Source organism: Arthrobacter sp. 05N428_2 (assembly GCF_056397065.1).
Window position 1 is genome coordinate 1 of the sequence record NZ_JBFTMR010000025.1, and the last position, 14,735, is coordinate 14,735.

Consider the following 14,735-nt stretch of genomic DNA (forward strand, 5'->3'; position numbering starts at 1 on the left):
CTCCTGAAGGGATGCCGCCGGCGCGGCCAGGGCCTCGGCCGCCCGCACGTACTCGGCGGCCAGCCTCGCCTTCAGCGCCGCGAACCGGGCCTCCCCCCGGGCCACCTCGGCCAGACCGTCCAGGCACGCCTCCGCCACAGCCCGCAACGGATCAGCGTCGGGAGCGAAGTCGGCATTGGCGTCGGCGTGGGTGTCGGCACCGATCAAAGCAGCAAGCGCAGCAGCAGACGCGGCGACGGCCGCCACCGCCTCCCCAATCTCCGCACTCAAAACCACACTGCTTTCCATACCCAAACTTTACGGGGAGGCACTGACGTTAAAGACGTGACCGGGTCTGCTAGCCGGTCGGTCCTCGGTGCGCTCTAGCGGGCCCGCCATCGAGCGCCGTCGCGGTCACCAATAGTGCGCGACGTCGATCACGAGCCGGGTACCGGCGTCGGGCCCGGCCAGGGTGAAGACCCGGAACGGCAGCCGCGCCCGGACGCCGACTCCCAGGCTGGTGTAGCCCTCGAAGCTGCCAGCCCACGCCACCTGACGGAACGTCTGATAACCGCCCACGTTACTCACTTCACTCTTGTCACCCGGCGCGTAAGTAGGATGGCCGGCGTCGTCGTAGGCGGGCGCGTTGACGGTGAGCTGGAGGAAAGCCTGGCCCCGCAGCGGGATGGGCAAACCGGAACCGTCCTGCACCACCTGGGGAACATAGCGCACCGTGTAGCCTGCAGCAGGTCCGTTGAGGTCAATGACGAGGCGGTCAAAACAATAGTGCTCGCCGGTCCGGACGTTGACCACCTTCGCCTGGCTCATGGCTGCGTCGGCTTTCGCCAGCGATCCCCACACGAGCCCGCAGTACGGCGCGGCAACGGCAGGCCCGGGCGCCAGCAGCCCCAGCCCTGCGACCGTCAGCACGGCCACCATCCAGACGGTTAGCTTCTTCCCAGGAATTCGCCTCACTCGGGCCGCCCCCTCAAGTCATCCAGACAACTCAAGCGTAGGAGCGCGCACGCCCGTTGACGAGGGCCGGAGCCGGATCGGCGTCCAACCGTTAGCCGGACTCCGTCCAGATCACAAAATCGGTACTGGATATCGGTCTTGGGGCCACGCGGCCCGGATACGGCAAAGCGCCGGTTCCCGTAGGAATCCGGCGCTTTGCATGGGATAAATCGAAACTCTCGAAACGAGCCCGGCGACGCGGGCTGGCACGCGGCGGAAGGCTGTTTAGCCTTCGCAGTCGCGGCAGTACTTCATGCCGTTCTTTTCCTTGGCGACCTGGGACCGGTGGCGGACCAGGAAGCAGGAGGAGCAGGTGAATTCATCGGACTGCTCGGGAACAACAATGACAGTCAGTTCTTCGCCGGAGAGATCGGCGCCCGGAAGGTCGATGCCTTCGGCGGTGTCGTTCTCGTCGACGTCGATAACAGCGGTCTGGGCGCCGCCGCCACGGGACGCCTGGAGGGCCTCCAAAGATTCAGCGGAAGACTCTTCTTCTGTCTTGCGTGGGGCGTCGTAATCGGTAGCCATAGCGGGGTTCACTTTCGTTGCTGCGCTGCGCCATTTCAGGCACCTCAGTGAAGCAGTTTAGGGCATCAAGCTAGGAGTTGAAGAATACTGTGTTTAAAGCGACATTCGACGTCGCCCCGCTCAGCGAACCTGGAGGTAACCATGGCTACCAAACTCAACAAAAAGGCCCTCGCCCACGCACGTCAACTGATCAAGGACGGGAAAGTCCAGCGCGATACCCGGGACGACTGGAGCGAGCACGCGCCGTCGGCCGAGCAGGAGAACAAGTTCATCGAAAAGAGCGGATTCCCGGAGTTCGCCAACTGGCATCTTGGGCTGGACGCCGACGCTTCCAAGGGGACCAAGGGCAGCGTCACGTTCCCCTTCGGCGATTTCAAGAAAATCCACCGTTGCGCCGTTGTGTCGCTGGAGAGCCGCGCCGCGCAGCATGGGCACGACGACATCGCCGAAGCAGCCAAGAAGCTGCTCGAAGAGATCGACGCCGACTAGGCCCGCGCGGCGGTGCCGCTGGGCGGCGGCCCACGCCCAGCGGCACCGCTGGGCGGCGGCCGACGCATCGCCCACATCATGCGTGCCGTCTGCGAGCGCGTAGCGTTGCAACGCGGGCCCCCTTCGAGGAGGCAATCACGCCGAGCAAGGGGACCCGGCCCCTTCCAGGGCCGGCGGTCGCGCGATTCCCCCGTCCGATTGCGGCCAATATGGGGCGAATATGTCGTAGGCGTCGTCAGCAGGTCCAGACGGATGAGTCCCGCGGCGCTCTCTCCGCGAGGCTCGTCGTTCGGGCTCAGGCCACCGGCCAGACGATTAAGGTCTTCCACGCTGCCGGGTCTGGTTCGGCGGAGGGATCTGTGAGGTAGTACTCCCACATGGTGTTGGCCGGCGTCAGGCCGTCGGCCCGCATTCGGGCCATCACCGCACCGTAGGTCTCCGGCAGGCTTTCGTAGGGCCCTACGTGCATCGCCTCTAGGGCTCGGCCGGCAGGCAGCACACCGGCGGCCACGCCGCCGTCGTCCCCGCCCGGATAGGGCGCGGCCAGCGGGAAGCCGGCTTCCACATCGACGACGTCGGTGGGCATGCCCCGGTACAGCGCGAACGGCGGCCCAGCCAGCTGGACGTTTTGCTGCTGCACGGCCGCCATCACCGTCGGGTAGGCACGGTCAAAAAATTCACGCAGGGCGGTCATGGGCACGGTCTCGCGCAGCACCGCCGTCGGCGTCTCCGTCAGTTCTTTGGATTTGATCTCGGGCCCCGTTCCCGGATTCCGGTCACTCGGATTGTGATCAGTCGGATTCGATTCACTCATACGGACAGACTCCGCCGTCGGTTCGGGGCGGTCAAGGGCCTAACACTCCCGGCGCCGTTGCGTTTGGGCAGGATATGCACTGGTGCATAAAATTGCTGCATGACTGGACGCGGCACATCAGCTCAGGGACCGTCGCTTCGGGAGCGCCAAAAAGACGAGACGTGGACGGCGATCCATGAGGCGGCCGCCGCCGCGGCGCTCGAGGGCGGGTTGGCCTCCGCCACGGTGGAGGCGGTCGCCGAGCGCGCCGGCATCTCGCGCCGGACCTTCTTCAATTATTTTCCGACGAAGGAGGACGCCATCCTCGGGCTTCGGGAACCCGCATTGGCCGAGGACGCGGTGGCGGCTTTCCGCGCCGGACGCCGGACCGCCGTCGGCGATGCCGCCCATCTGATGGCCGCCGCCATGCGCGCCGCCGGCCTTGGCGGTATGACCGGCTCACGGATGCGCAACGTGCTCCTGGCAGTGCCGGAACTGATTACCCGCCTCAAGCAGCATGTCACGGAGGTGCAGCAGCTGGTGGAACCCCTCATTTCCGAGCGGCTGGCCGGTGAGGCCGTGGATCCTGCGGCCCTGCCGGCGGATCATCAGGGACATGTAGAGGTTGTAAAACTGCTCGCAGGTACCATCCTGAAGCACGCCTACGCGACCGAGTTGGCAGCCGTCGTGGCCGGCGACCCGGGCGCCCTTGACCGGGCGATTGACGCCTTCCGAACGGTCTGCCGCACGGAACTCTGAGGGTGCCTCCGCGCGAGAAACGGGGGGCACGAGCATACGTGTGCCCGGTTCGCTGTTGCTCTCTCCCGCACGGACCTAAGCTGAAGGCATAAGGACCAGCTTGTCGCTGCCGGCAGCAGGTTCACCCAAAGCGGAGAGGCGAGCCAATGAGCGAAAAGTCCGAGCAGGAAAAGTTCGAAAAAGAAGTCGACGCCCTCGAGGATGCGCAACCGGCCCAGGAGTTTGAGCGCCAGGTCAGCGGCGAAGAATGGCACGGTGATGCCGGCGATCAGGCCAACGATCTCCGCGAATACGAAGAGGAATTGCAGATCCGCGAGCAGTCCCGCCATCCGGAGGACCCCAAGAAGTAGCACGCCGAAGTAGCGTGGCGCGTCGGCCTGCCGGAGGCCGGTCGGGCTGTGCGTCGCCGCTTCAGGACCTCCGGCCTGTCATTCCGGCCGGCCGACGACGACCTGCGCCGGGCTGTGCGTGACGTAGCCGTTGAGCCAGGAAAACAGCGCGCGGACCTTCTGCTGGAAGCCGGACAGCAGGGCCAGGTGGACCAGGAGCCAGGAAACGAACGCGAAGGGCCCCTGGAGCGGGATGCGCTTACGTCCGATCTCGGCAACCGCCGCGCCCCGGCCGATCATCGCCATGTAGCCCTTGTCGAAGTATTCGAAGGGTCGACGGTCGCCTCCGTTCAAGTCGGCGTAGATGTTGGCGGCGGCCCACTTCCCCGCCTGCTGCGCGACGGAGCCCAATTGCGGGAGTTTGGTCCCGGTCGAATCGGTCATGTTGGCCGCGTCTCCGAGGACGTACACGCCCTCGACGTCGGGCGCGGTCAGGTCCGGTCGAACGTCGATGCGGCCGCCACGGCCCTGAGTCAGGCCGGAGCCGGCAAAAATCTCGCCGGCCTTCAGGCCCCCGGCCCACACCACCGCCCGGCTGGGTATGACGGTCCCATCGGCGAGGGTCACGCCGTCGGCGCGGACCTCGGAAACGCCGACGCCCAGGTGCAACTGCACCCCTATCTTGTTCAGGCGCTTCTTGGTGTACTCCTGCAAATTCGTCGAAAAAGCATTGAGAACTGTCGGAATCATGTCGACCAGATGGACATGGCACCGGGCGGCGAGTTCCGGGGAATAGAATTTCGGCACCACGAACTTGACGTTTTCCGCCATGGCACCGGCGGTCTCCACACCCGTGGGTCCGCCGCCAACGACGACGACGTCCACAGTCCCGGCGGGCTCCCCGTCCGCCTCGTCCAGCAGTTGGGTGAGCTTGGAACCCAGCCGCGTCGCGTCGGTGACCGAATACAACGGGAAGGCGTACTCATCGGCACCCGGTGTATTGAAGAAGTTCGGCACGGCGCCCACCGCAAGCACCAGGATCTCGGCCCGGAAGGTGTCGCCGTCGGCCGTCGTGACGGTGTGGTTAGCGGCGTCGAACGTCGCGACATCAGCGGTGAGCACCCGCACACGGCTGAGCCGGCGGAAGATGGACCGAAGCGGCCGCGCAATGGCCGATACCCCGATCTGTGACGTCGCGACCTGGTAAAGGAGCGGCTGGAACTGGTGGTAGCTGTTGGAGTCGATCAGCAGCACGCTGACACCCTTACGGCCAAGTTCCTTGGCCGCTGTCATGCCCGCGAAACCGCCCCCGACCACGATGACCTGATAAGTATCGTCCATTCGAGCAACCTACTCCCCCTAGCGGCGGGGCAACAGGGGCCGACAGAAAACACGCGACCGCCTACGCTGTACGTATGACATCCCACCTCCTTCCCGTTGCGTCTCCTGCCATCCCGCTGGCTATTCCCGACGTCGAACACGTCCTCGCGGTCCGCGGCGTCGGCGGATACCGGCAATACCGGATCCCCGCTCTGGCGGTGTCCATGCGGGGCACGGTGCTGGCTGCCTACGACGGTCGTCCCAACCTGGACGACCTGCCCAGCCCGATCGATCTCCTGCTGCGCCGCAGCACCGACAGCGGACGGACCTGGGGCAGCCAGCAGGTGGTGCGCACCGGAGTCGGACTTAACGGCTTCGGTGACCCGAGCCTTCTGGTCGACGCCGACACCGGCCGGATTTTCATGTTCCATGCAGCCGGGACGCGGGCCGGTTTCTTCGAGGCCCGGGCGGGGCTGCACCCCGAGGATGACGTCCAGCACTGCGATATCAGCTTCTCCGATGACGACGGCGTGACTTGGCGGCATCGGCGGATCACCGGGCAACTGAAGGTGCGTCCGGCCACCGGCGGCACGGAAGATCCGCAGATCACCGGGATCTTCGCCGCGGCCGGGCAGGGCGTCCAAATTCATGCCGGGCCGTTCCGGGGCCGGCTGGTGCAGCAGTTCGTGGTCCTGGTCGGCGGCGAGATAATGGCAGCTTCCGCGTACAGCGGTGACCACGGCGAGAACTGGACGCTCGGGAACCTCATCGGAGCCGGGCCGGACGGCATCGGTCCGAATGAGAACAAGGTGGCCGTCCTCGCGGACGGCCGCCTGCTCCTGCATAGCCGGGCCACTCCCCGGCGGCTTGCGGCCGTATCGGACGACGGCGGCCAGAGCTGGAGCCCATTGCTTCCGGTGGAGGACCTGCCGGATCCAAGCGACAACGGTTCGCTGGGGCGTTTCGACGGCATGCCGGCACTAACGACCTTCGCCTCGGAGCCCACCGGGTCCTGGCTCCTTGCCACGAACAACCAGGACGAGCGGCTGCCCCGCAACACGGTCCTCAGCCTCTCCCCCGACAACGGACTGACCTGGCCCGCCAAGTTCTGCATTTGTCCGGGAAGCTCCGCGTATTCGACCGCGACACGGCTGCCGGACGGCAACATCGGGGTCTTGTATGAGCGGCAGGGGTACCGCGAAATTGTCTTTGTTTCCGTCCCGGCCGAGCAGCTGGCAGAGCAGCTTTCCGCGGGGCCCTCGGCCCCGACGGATGTCCCGTTGACGGGCGCCGAGGCCGGCTTGGAGTTCCACATGGAACTACGCTCCATCACCCCCGGCCGGCCCTCGAACTGGCAGGATGCCGGTGAATCCCATGTCATGGCGTCGGATGCCGGCGACTGGGGGGTCCAAACCTGGAAGGAAATCGGCCAGGGCTATTCACCGGATGCGGTCCAGATCCTGGGGACCAGGGAAGCACAGGATCTGAACTACGGGCCCATCGTTCCCGGCTATAAGCCGGGCGACATTCTTGCCTTCACCGGACGGGTCCGCAATGAAGGCACAAGGGCGGCAAAGGCTGTCCGGTTGGCCGGTCCGGGAGCCGGGGCATTCCCGCCGGCCGACCTTTCCGCCGGCGAGGAAGCCCTCTATTTCACCCCGACCTACACGCTCACGGAGCAGGAAGTGGCCCGGGGTGCCCTCACCGTTACGTTCAGCGTGACTGCGGCCGTGGGGTCCACGGAGGTGCGGCTCGGGCGGACATTCCATTTCGACATGGCAACGGGCGCGGTTCAGGTGGCGGAGGGGTAGACCCCGTGGGTGTCGCCGCATGCCCGGGCCGCGTCGGTGACCAACGTGCACATTTGCCGCAGCCGCTCGACGCGCTCCGCGGGAGACACCGCGTCCTGCGGAAGGCCGATCTTGAACCCTGTGATCGGCACTTCACCGGCTGCGCGGAGACAGCGGGTGATCTCGCCGCCGTTGAGCAGGGAACTCGCCGGGGCGCCCTGAACCTCGACGGCGGGAAGGTGGGCATCTATCCACGGGTAGCCGAACTCTGTCGTTTCGGGCGAGCAGCCGGAGAACATGAGACCGCCGAGCACACCCGCCTCGCGGGCGTACCTGAGATGGTCCGCCGCGGTACGACTCCGGCCGGTTTCGATAACCGACCGGGCCCAGTTGACCAGGACTGTGATGCCCTTCCGGCCCTGGTCCCGGAGCCGCCGGACCACCTGGACTTCCTCCTCGAATGAGAGGAATCCCTTCTCCGGAGCGCTCCCGAGCCGTGGTGCGTCGCAGTGTTCGACGACTATCCCGGCGCCGTGCCAGTCCCAGTCGAGTACCTCATTGAGGGAATCCGCGAAGGCGTCCGACGACGCGTAAAGCGGCGGGGCGGAGTGCAGCTCGACGGCTTCGACCCTGTGGCCGGAGTCTACGAGGGCGGCCACGTAGTCCCGCATCCCGGCAACGAAGTCCAGGGCCGCCCGGCGTCCGCCCGGGTCCCTCGAGGCCAGACCGAACTGCTCATCCAGGGCCGAGCGCTGCATGGTTCCCGGAATCGATGTCACCACCACCGACCACGCAGCGGGAGCCCCGGCCGGCCACGAATCACCGCCCTCCGCCCGGTACGGAAGCTCGAGTCCGCGGATCGACGGGATTCGACCTAGTTGTTCGAAGAACTGACGCTGCAGTGGGCCCGGATTTTGGGCGGGATATGCGCCGACGATGAGCGACATGATGGATCTCCTTCTTGCCCCGATGGACTGGACAGAGGATATCGGATGTCTACCGTCGGACGGTCGTCGGTCTCGCCTACCAAGGGCCGCTTGACGAGTTGCTGTGACGCCCCTTACAGTTTCTCTACGAGCATCGGACGTCCTACATCCGATATACAGACTGGAATGGTGAGGCATCATATGAGCAAGACCATCAAGAACCTGCCGCTGGCCACTGATGCCAGCCGCCGGAGCTTCCTCAAGCTGACCGGTGCCATGGGGGCCGCGGCGGCGTTCGCCAGCTCCTTGGCCGCCTGTGGCGCCCCTGCTGCGACCACCACGGGCGCGGGCGGGACCACGGCCCCGATCAACAAGGACCTCACCATCGAGGCCGGCATCTCCTACGCGCTGTCGACCGGCTTCGATCCCCTGTCCTCCTCCGGGGCCACGCCGCAGGCAGCCAACCTGCATGTCTTCGAGGGCCTCGTGGAGCTGCACCCGGCGACCCGGGCGGCCTACAACGCGCTGGCCGCCGCGGACCCGAAGATGGTCAACGCCACCACCTATCAGGTTACGCTCCGCGACGGCGCCAAGTTCCACAACGGCACCCCGGTCACCGCCGACGACGTCGTATTCTCGTTCACCCGCGTCATGGACCCGGCCAACAAGTCCCTCTTCTCCCAGTTCATCCCGTTCATCAAGGACGTCAAAGCCCTCGACGCGAAAACCGTCGAGTTCTCCTTGCTCTACGCCTTCCCCGCGTTCTCCCAGCGCATCTCCGTCGTGAAGATCGTGCCCAAGGCCCTCACCAACTTCCCCGTCGGCTCCGACCAGCTCAAGGCTTTCGATGCCAAGCCCGTCGGCAGCGGTCCCTACAAGCTGATCTCCGCCGTCAAGGACGACAAGATCGTGTTCGAGGCAAACGCTGACTACAACGGACCGATGCCCGCCCTCGCCAAGGGCATGACCTGGCTGCTGCTCTCCGACGCTGCCGCCCGCGTCACCGCCATGCAGTCCGGCCGCGTGCAGGCCATGGAAGACGTCCCGTACCTGGATATGGACGGACTGAAGTCCAAGGCCACAGTGGAATCCGTGCAGTCCTTCGGGATGCTGTTCCTGATGTTCAACTGTGCCAAGGCCCCCTTCGACAACAAGCTGGTCCGCCAGGCCCTGCACTACGGCCTGGACAAGGACTCCATCATTAAGAAGGCCCTGTTCGGCAACGCCAAGGCCGCCAGTTCCTACTTCCAGGAGGGGCACCCGGACTACGTCAAGGCCAAGAACGTCTACGGCTACGACCCCCAGAAGGCGGCTGACCTGCTCAAGCAGGCGGGCGTGACAAACCTCGAATTCGAGCTCCTGACCACCGACACCGCCTGGGTCAAGGACGTTGCCCCGCTGATGCTCGAATCCTGGAACAAGATCCCGGGCGTCAAGGTCAGCCTCAAGAACCTGCAGTCCGGCGCCTTGTACAGCGACCGCGTCGGCAAGGCGGACTTCTCCGTCGTCGCGGCCCCGGGAGATCCTTCCGTGTTTGGCAACGACGCGGACCTGCTGCTGAGCTGGTTCTACGCCGGGGACACCTGGATGAAGGGCCGCGCCTACTGGGCCGCCACCCCGGAGCGCGCCAAGCTCGTGGACCTGATGGCCAAGGCAGGCCAGTCCGCCCCGGCTGACGCCAAGAAGCTCACCGGCGATATCGTGGATCTCGTCTCCGAGGAGCTCCCGCTCTACCCGATCTTCCACCGCCAGCTCCCCAGCGCTTGGGACGCGAAGAAGCTCAGCGGATTCAAACCGCTTCCCACCACCGGGGTTTCCTTCGTCGGCGTCGGCCGCACGGCCTGATTCAGGCCACCCCGAACTAGGTGGAGGCGCTGTTCCCCCCGTCGGCGCCTCCACCTTCCCGCCCTGCCCGTTGACGCAGCCGACACTGCGCCAACACCCCAAGAATTCCGGAGACAACATTGGTCACCATATTGCGTCTGCTCGGCCGCAGGCTCGCCGCACTGCCACTAATGGTCCTGGGCATCACCCTGCTGGTCTTCCTCGTCCTGCAAGCGGCGCCCGGGGACCAGGCCAGCAGCGCGCTCGGCGACGGCGCCAGCGAGGATGCCAAAGAACAATACCGCCAGAACAACGGGCTTAACGATCCCCTTGTCCTGCAATACTTCCGCTTCCTCGGCAAGCTGCTCCAGCTGGACCTCGGCGTGACCACTCCGCCGGCGAAATCGGTGGCGGCCATGATCGGCACGGCTTTCCCGCTGACCCTTCAGCTCACCTTCCTCGGCGTCCTGATCGCCATCGTCCTGTCGCTCGCCTTCGGCATCGTCGGCGCACTGTACCGGGACAAATGGCAGGACCAACTGGTGCGTGTCTTCTCAATCGCGGCCGTCGCTACCCCGTCCTTCTGGCTGGGCATCCTGCTCATCCAGTGGCTTGCCCTCGGCAGCGCTCCCCTGTTCCCTTCGGGCGGCATTGCGACGCCGGAGTCGGGCTTCGGCGGGTGGCTCAACTCGATGGCGCTGCCCGCCCTGGCGCTAGGAATCCCGGTCTCGGCGTCGCTGATCCGGGTGGTCCGCACGTCCATGGTCGAAGAACTGGACCGGGACTACGTCCGCACCGCGATCGGCAACGGCGTTCCCTACCGCGAAGTGGTCTCCAAGAACGTGCTCCGCAACGCCCTGGTCACGCCAGTGACCGTACTGGGCCTGCGGATCGGCTACCTGCTCGGCGGCGCCGTCGTGATTGAAATGATCTTCGCGCTGCCGGGCATGGGCCAGCTGATCCTCAACGGCATCACCAATCTGGACGTCAACCTGGTCCAGGGCGTGGTCCTGACCATCTCTGTCACCTTCGTCCTGGTAAATATCGCCGTCGACCTGCTCTACCTGCTCATCAACCCCCGAATCAGGACGGTCTGACCCATGCGCAGCAAACTCGCTGAACGCCTGAGCGCGCCGGGAATCCGGTTCAAGGCACTGCCCTGGAGCTCCCGCTCCGCCCTCATCTTCTTGGTGGTCATCGTCGCCGCCGCCATCTTCGCGCCGCTCATCGCCCCGCACGACCCTCTGGAGACCTTCATCCCGGCGACGGCGCCCGGCGGCGAGCACCTGTTCGGCACCGACCGGCTGGGCCGGGACATCTTCTCCCGCCTGCTCTACGGTTCCCAGTCCTCGCTGATGATCGGCCTGGGTGCGGTGGCGCTGGCCGTGGCGGCCGGAGCCCTGCTGGGTTCCCTGGCCGCGACGTCCAGCAAGGCCGTGAACGAGCTGATCATGCGCCTGATGGACATCCTGATGGCCTTTCCTGGGATCGCCCTGGCCGCCGTGCTGCTGGCCGCCTTCGGCAACTCGGTGCCCACCATCATCGTCGCGATAGCGATCATCTACACCCCGCAACTGGCCCGCGTGGTCCGCGCCAACGTGCTGTCCCAGTACGGCGAGGATTATGTCAGGGCCGAGCGGGTGATCGGCGCTGGCCGCTTCTACATCCTGATCAAGCACATCGTCCGGAACACCGCTGCCCCGGTCCTGGTGTTCGCCACCGTCATGGTGGCCGACGCCATCATCCTGGAGGCTTCGTTGTCCTTCCTCGGCGCCGGGGTCCAGGACCCCGCACCGTCCTGGGGCAACGTGATTTCCTACGGCCGCAACTTGGTCCTCTCCGGCGGGTGGTGGGCCACGACATTCGCCGGCCTCACCATCCTGCTGACGGTGCTGGCCCTGAACATCCTCGCCGAGGGCCTTACCGATGCCATGGTGAATCCGAAGCTCCGGCGCGCACCGGCGGTAAAGGACGACGACGGCTCGACCGCCGCCGTAGTGGCCATCGACACCGAGATCGGGACCTCCGTGGCCCAGGGATCCGTGGTGGAACAGCATGAGCTCGACGCCGTCCGCGACGCTTCCGGCGCTGCGGATCCGGAGTCCGGGCTGCTGCAGGACCGGAATGCCGCCCTCGCCAACCCGCACGCCCTGCTCGACCAGGAACTGAAGCTGCTGGCCGCCGTCGAAGCGGCCCGCACCGACCGGCTCCCCCAGGTCCCGGCGGGCGCAAGGCCCGTCCTCGAGGTCAAGAACCTTTCCATCCGGTTCCCCGGCCGCTTTGGTGACACGGCCATCGTGGACAACGTCGCCTTCACCGTCCGCGAAGGCGAAACCATGGGACTGGTTGGCGAATCGGGCTGCGGAAAGTCCATCACCTCCCTCGCCGTCATGGGGCTCCTGCCCAAGACCGCGAAAATCTCCGGGTCCATCACCTTCGACGGGAAGGAATTGCTCGACCCCGTGGCCGGGACCAGCAACGCCAGGGCCTACGAGGGACTCCGCGGCCAGCACATCGCCATGGTCTACCAGGACGCCCTCAGTTCCCTGAACCCGTCCATGAAGATCAAGGACCAGCTCGAACAGCTGACCCGGCGCGGCGGCCGCAAGACCCCTACCGAGCTGCTCGAAATGGTCAAGCTCGATCCCGTCCGCACTCTGGCCAGCTACCCCCACGAACTCTCCGGCGGTCAGCGGCAGCGCGTCCTGATTGCCATGGCGCTGTCGCGTTCGCCCAAGGTGGTGGTGGCGGATGAGCCGACCACCGCCCTGGACGTCACCGTGCAGCACCAGGTGGTGGAACTGCTCAACGAGCTCCGCGAACAGCTGGGCTTCGCCATGGTATTCGTCAGCCACGACCTTGCCCTCGTGGCCTCGCTCGCGCACCGCATCACCGTGATGTACGCGGGACAGGTGGTGGAATCCGCACAAGCCTCCGCGCTGCTGCAGAACCCGAAGCATGAGTACACCCGCGGCCTGCTCGGTGCCGTCCTCTCCATCGAGGCCGACGCCGTCCGTCTGCACCAGATCCCCGGCACCGTTCCCTCGCCCACCGCCTTCGCCGCCGGGGACCGGTTCGCCTCGCGTTCGCTGCGGCCCGACGCTGACCCGGACCAGCGCCTCGCGCTGACCCCCGTCGGCGGCAACGCGGACCACTACTGGGCCAGCCACCTGAAGGAGGATGCCAAGTGAGCATGCCAACCGCCACCCCCGTGATCGAACTGAAGAACGTCAAGGTCCACCACCGGGCACGGACCGGCGGGCTGTTCCGGCCCAACATCGTCAAGGCAGTCAACGGCGTGGACTTCAGCATCAGCCGTGGCGAGACCGTCGGCATCGTGGGCGAATCGGGTTGCGGGAAATCCACCCTGGCCTCCGTGCTGGTGGGCCTGCAGGCGCCCACCTCCGGCGACGTGCTCTTCCGCGGCAAGCCCGCCATCAAACGGAACGCCGCCCTGCGCAAGGAATTCGGCCGCTCCGTCGCCGTGGTCTTCCAGGACCCGGCCACGGCCCTGAACCCGCGCATGACGATCCACGACATCCTCACCGACCCGCTCCAGATCCACGGGATCGGGACGGCGGCCTCCCGTTCCGCCAAGGTCAAGGAACTGTTGGCCCTGGTCGGACTGCCCCAGTCCGCGGCCGAGGTCACGCCCTCGCAGGTCTCCGGCGGACAGCGCCAACGGGTGGCCATCGCCCGGGCCCTGGCGCTGGACCCGGACATCATCGTCGCGGACGAGCCGACGTCGGCTCTGGACGTTTCCGTCCGCGCCCAGGTGCTGAACCTGCTCTCGGACCTGAAGATGCAACTCAACCTGGGGATGGTTTTCATCTCGCACGACATCCAGACCGTCCGTTACGTTTCGGACCGGATTTGCGTCATGTACTTCGGCGAAATCGTGGAAGAAGGAGCCGCCGCCGAGGTCTTCGACAACCCCCGCAACGACTACACCAAGAAGCTGCTCGGCGCCGCGCCCAGCCTGTTGCACCCCTGATTTTTCATTCTCACCTCTACCCTTTCAACCACCCATCATTGGAGTTTCCTGTGTCCACATTCCAGGGCGTCATTCCCCCCGTCGTCACCCCCCGCCACGCGGACGGCAGCATCGACACCGATTCGCTGAAGAACCTTACCCGGCACCTGCTCGACGGCGGCGTGTCCGGCCTCTTCGTCCTCGGATCCTCGGGGGAAGTCCCCTATCTGACCAACGCCGAGCGCGATCTCGTCGTCAGCACCATCGCGGCGGCAAATTCCGGCGCCGTCCCGCTGATTGTGGGCGCCAACGAACAGACCACCAACCGGGTCATCGACGAGGCCAAGAAAGTCATCGACCTTGGCGCCGACGCTATCGTGGTGACCTCGATGTACTACGCCATCGGCAACGCTGACGAGACCGAAACCCACTTCCGCACCATCCACGACGCCGTCAGCACGCCGATCTTCGCCTACGACGTCCCCGTCCGCACCCACTTCAAGCTCCCCACCGACCTGCTGGTCCGCCTCGGCCGCGACGGCGTGATCGCCGGCGTCAAGGACTCCTCGGGCGACGACGTCGGCTTCCGTCAGCTCCTGCTGGCAGCCCGCGACATCCCGGACTTCGACATCTTCACCGGCCACGAGGTCGTCGTCGACGGCGCACTCCTCGGCGGCGCCCAGGGCGTCGTGCCGGGCCTGGGCAACGTGGACCCGCGCGGCTACCGCAACCTCGTCGACGCGGCAGCCGCAGGTGACTGGGCCAAGGCAGCCGCGGAACAAGACCGGCTGGCAGACGTGTTCGAGATCGTTTACACCCCCAACGGGCGCGTCTCCGGCGGCGCCGCAGGACTCGGCGCCTTCAAGACCGCCCTCCAGCTCATGGGCGTGATTGAATCCAACGCCATGAGCACGCCGATGCAGGCGTTGAACGAGGACGAGACGACGGCGATCAAGGTCATCCTGGAGCGCAACGGCCTCGTCTAGTCCTGGCCGGGGCGGCGGGCGCAGC

Annotated in this window: 14 protein-coding genes and 1 pseudogene; 9 read left to right on the forward strand and 6 right to left on the reverse strand. The window is 66.2% G+C overall.

Annotation, left to right across the window (positions count from 1 at the left end; genetic code table 11):
* The 3 genes and pseudogenes from AC1DGI_RS17290 to AC1DGI_RS17300 form a co-directional block, all read right to left on the reverse strand.
* A pseudogene (locus AC1DGI_RS17290) lies at positions 1-288 on the reverse strand (HNH endonuclease signature motif containing protein); the annotation flags it as partial.
* Between the two features lie 105 nt (positions 289-393).
* Positions 394-918, reverse strand: a complete 525-nt coding sequence (locus AC1DGI_RS17295; RefSeq protein ID WP_476899726.1) for an AMIN-like domain-containing (lipo)protein — start codon at positions 916-918, stop codon at positions 394-396.
* 300 nt (positions 919-1,218) lie between these two features.
* Complete coding sequence (locus tag AC1DGI_RS17300) at positions 1,219-1,521, reverse strand: DUF4193 domain-containing protein (protein ID WP_476899707.1); 303 nt, start codon at positions 1,519-1,521, stop codon at positions 1,219-1,221.
* Positions 1,522-1,662: 141 nt separating this feature from the next.
* On the opposite strand from AC1DGI_RS17300, the gene AC1DGI_RS17305 reads away from it, so the two are divergent.
* Complete coding sequence (locus AC1DGI_RS17305; RefSeq protein WP_476899708.1) at positions 1,663-2,010, forward strand: hypothetical protein; 348 nt, start codon at positions 1,663-1,665, stop codon at positions 2,008-2,010.
* Positions 2,011-2,305: 295 nt separating this feature from the next.
* Here AC1DGI_RS17305 and AC1DGI_RS17310 read toward each other — a convergent pair whose 3' ends face one another.
* The gene (locus tag AC1DGI_RS17310; protein WP_476899709.1) at positions 2,306-2,824 is read right to left on the reverse strand and encodes a GyrI-like domain-containing protein; all 519 of its coding nucleotides are present in this window, start codon (positions 2,822-2,824) and stop codon (positions 2,306-2,308) included.
* Positions 2,825-2,923: 99 nt separating this feature from the next.
* On the opposite strand from AC1DGI_RS17310, the gene AC1DGI_RS17315 reads away from it, so the two are divergent.
* Together AC1DGI_RS17315 and AC1DGI_RS17320 are read left to right on the forward strand one after the other, a co-directional pair.
* Positions 2,924-3,562 (forward strand): TetR/AcrR family transcriptional regulator, encoded by a 639-nt coding sequence (locus AC1DGI_RS17315; protein ID WP_441403019.1) that lies wholly within the window; start codon positions 2,924-2,926, stop codon positions 3,560-3,562.
* A gap of 146 nt (positions 3,563-3,708) precedes the next feature.
* A complete protein-coding gene (locus tag AC1DGI_RS17320; protein ID WP_441403020.1) occupies positions 3,709-3,912 on the forward strand; it encodes a hypothetical protein in 204 nt (67 codons plus the stop codon).
* 78 nt (positions 3,913-3,990) lie between these two features.
* Here AC1DGI_RS17320 and AC1DGI_RS17325 read toward each other — a convergent pair whose 3' ends face one another.
* A complete protein-coding gene (locus AC1DGI_RS17325; protein ID WP_476899710.1) occupies positions 3,991-5,232 on the reverse strand; it encodes an NAD(P)/FAD-dependent oxidoreductase in 1,242 nt (413 codons plus the stop codon).
* Between the two features lie 74 nt (positions 5,233-5,306).
* On the opposite strand from AC1DGI_RS17325, the gene AC1DGI_RS17330 reads away from it, so the two are divergent.
* On the forward strand, positions 5,307-7,022 hold the full coding sequence (locus AC1DGI_RS17330; RefSeq protein ID WP_476899711.1) for a sialidase family protein: 1,716 nt from the start codon (positions 5,307-5,309) through the stop codon (positions 7,020-7,022).
* On the opposite strand, the gene AC1DGI_RS17335 is transcribed toward AC1DGI_RS17330, so the two are convergent.
* The gene (locus AC1DGI_RS17335) at positions 7,004-7,948 is read right to left on the reverse strand and encodes a DUF4862 family protein (protein ID WP_476899712.1); all 945 of its coding nucleotides are present in this window, start codon (positions 7,946-7,948) and stop codon (positions 7,004-7,006) included. The two genes, AC1DGI_RS17330 and AC1DGI_RS17335, sit on opposite strands and share 19 nt — an antisense overlap.
* A 180-nt stretch (positions 7,949-8,128) precedes the next feature.
* Between AC1DGI_RS17335 and AC1DGI_RS17340 the strand changes: the two genes are divergently transcribed.
* The 5 genes from AC1DGI_RS17340 (at position 8,129) to AC1DGI_RS17360 (ending at position 14,710) form a co-directional block, all read left to right on the forward strand.
* Positions 8,129-9,772, forward strand: coding sequence for an ABC transporter substrate-binding protein (locus tag AC1DGI_RS17340; protein ID WP_476899713.1), 1,644 nt, complete (start codon positions 8,129-8,131; stop codon positions 9,770-9,772).
* A 119-nt stretch (positions 9,773-9,891) separates the two neighbouring features.
* The gene (locus AC1DGI_RS17345; protein WP_476899714.1) at positions 9,892-10,848 is read left to right on the forward strand and encodes an ABC transporter permease; all 957 of its coding nucleotides are present in this window, start codon (positions 9,892-9,894) and stop codon (positions 10,846-10,848) included.
* Positions 10,849-10,851: 3 nt separating this feature from the next.
* The gene (locus AC1DGI_RS17350) at positions 10,852-12,942 is read left to right on the forward strand and encodes a dipeptide/oligopeptide/nickel ABC transporter permease/ATP-binding protein (protein WP_476899715.1); all 2,091 of its coding nucleotides are present in this window, start codon (positions 10,852-10,854) and stop codon (positions 12,940-12,942) included.
* A gap of 2 nt (positions 12,943-12,944) precedes the next feature.
* Positions 12,945-13,745 carry an ATP-binding cassette domain-containing protein gene (locus AC1DGI_RS17355; protein ID WP_476899727.1) on the forward strand — a complete coding sequence of 267 codons (801 nt, stop codon included), beginning with the start codon at positions 12,945-12,947 and terminating at the stop codon, positions 13,743-13,745.
* A 50-nt stretch (positions 13,746-13,795) separates the two neighbouring features.
* Entirely contained in the window at positions 13,796-14,710 is a 915-nt protein-coding gene (locus AC1DGI_RS17360) for a dihydrodipicolinate synthase family protein (RefSeq protein WP_476899716.1), read from the forward strand.
* Positions 14,711-14,735 lie beyond the last annotated feature (25 nt).

Bases quoted from the DNA above. Each gene is read 5' to 3' on its own strand.
- AC1DGI_RS17330 (WP_476899711.1), top strand. From the start codon at position 5,307: ATGACATCCCACCTCCTTCCCGTTGCGTCTCCTGCCATCCCGCTGGCT.
- AC1DGI_RS17310 (WP_476899709.1), bottom strand. From the start codon at position 2,824: ATGAGTGAATCGAATCCGACTGATCACAATCCGAGTGACCGGAATCCG.
- AC1DGI_RS17325 (WP_476899710.1), bottom strand. From the start codon at position 5,232: ATGGACGATACTTATCAGGTCATCGTGGTCGGGGGCGGTTTCGCGGGC.
- AC1DGI_RS17295 (WP_476899726.1), bottom strand. From the start codon at position 918: ATGGTGGCCGTGCTGACGGTCGCAGGGCTGGGGCTGCTGGCGCCCGGG.
- AC1DGI_RS17315 (WP_441403019.1), top strand. From the start codon at position 2,924: ATGACTGGACGCGGCACATCAGCTCAGGGACCGTCGCTTCGGGAGCGC.
- AC1DGI_RS17300 (WP_476899707.1), bottom strand. From the start codon at position 1,521: ATGGCTACCGATTACGACGCCCCACGCAAGACAGAAGAAGAGTCTTCC.
- AC1DGI_RS17305 (WP_476899708.1), top strand. From the start codon at position 1,663: ATGGCTACCAAACTCAACAAAAAGGCCCTCGCCCACGCACGTCAACTG.
- AC1DGI_RS17350 (WP_476899715.1), top strand. From the start codon at position 10,852: ATGCGCAGCAAACTCGCTGAACGCCTGAGCGCGCCGGGAATCCGGTTC.
- AC1DGI_RS17335 (WP_476899712.1), bottom strand. From the start codon at position 7,948: ATGTCGCTCATCGTCGGCGCATATCCCGCCCAAAATCCGGGCCCACTG.
- AC1DGI_RS17320 (WP_441403020.1), top strand. From the start codon at position 3,709: ATGAGCGAAAAGTCCGAGCAGGAAAAGTTCGAAAAAGAAGTCGACGCC.
- AC1DGI_RS17340 (WP_476899713.1), top strand. From the start codon at position 8,129: ATGAGCAAGACCATCAAGAACCTGCCGCTGGCCACTGATGCCAGCCGC.
- AC1DGI_RS17355 (WP_476899727.1), top strand. From the start codon at position 12,945: ATGCCAACCGCCACCCCCGTGATCGAACTGAAGAACGTCAAGGTCCAC.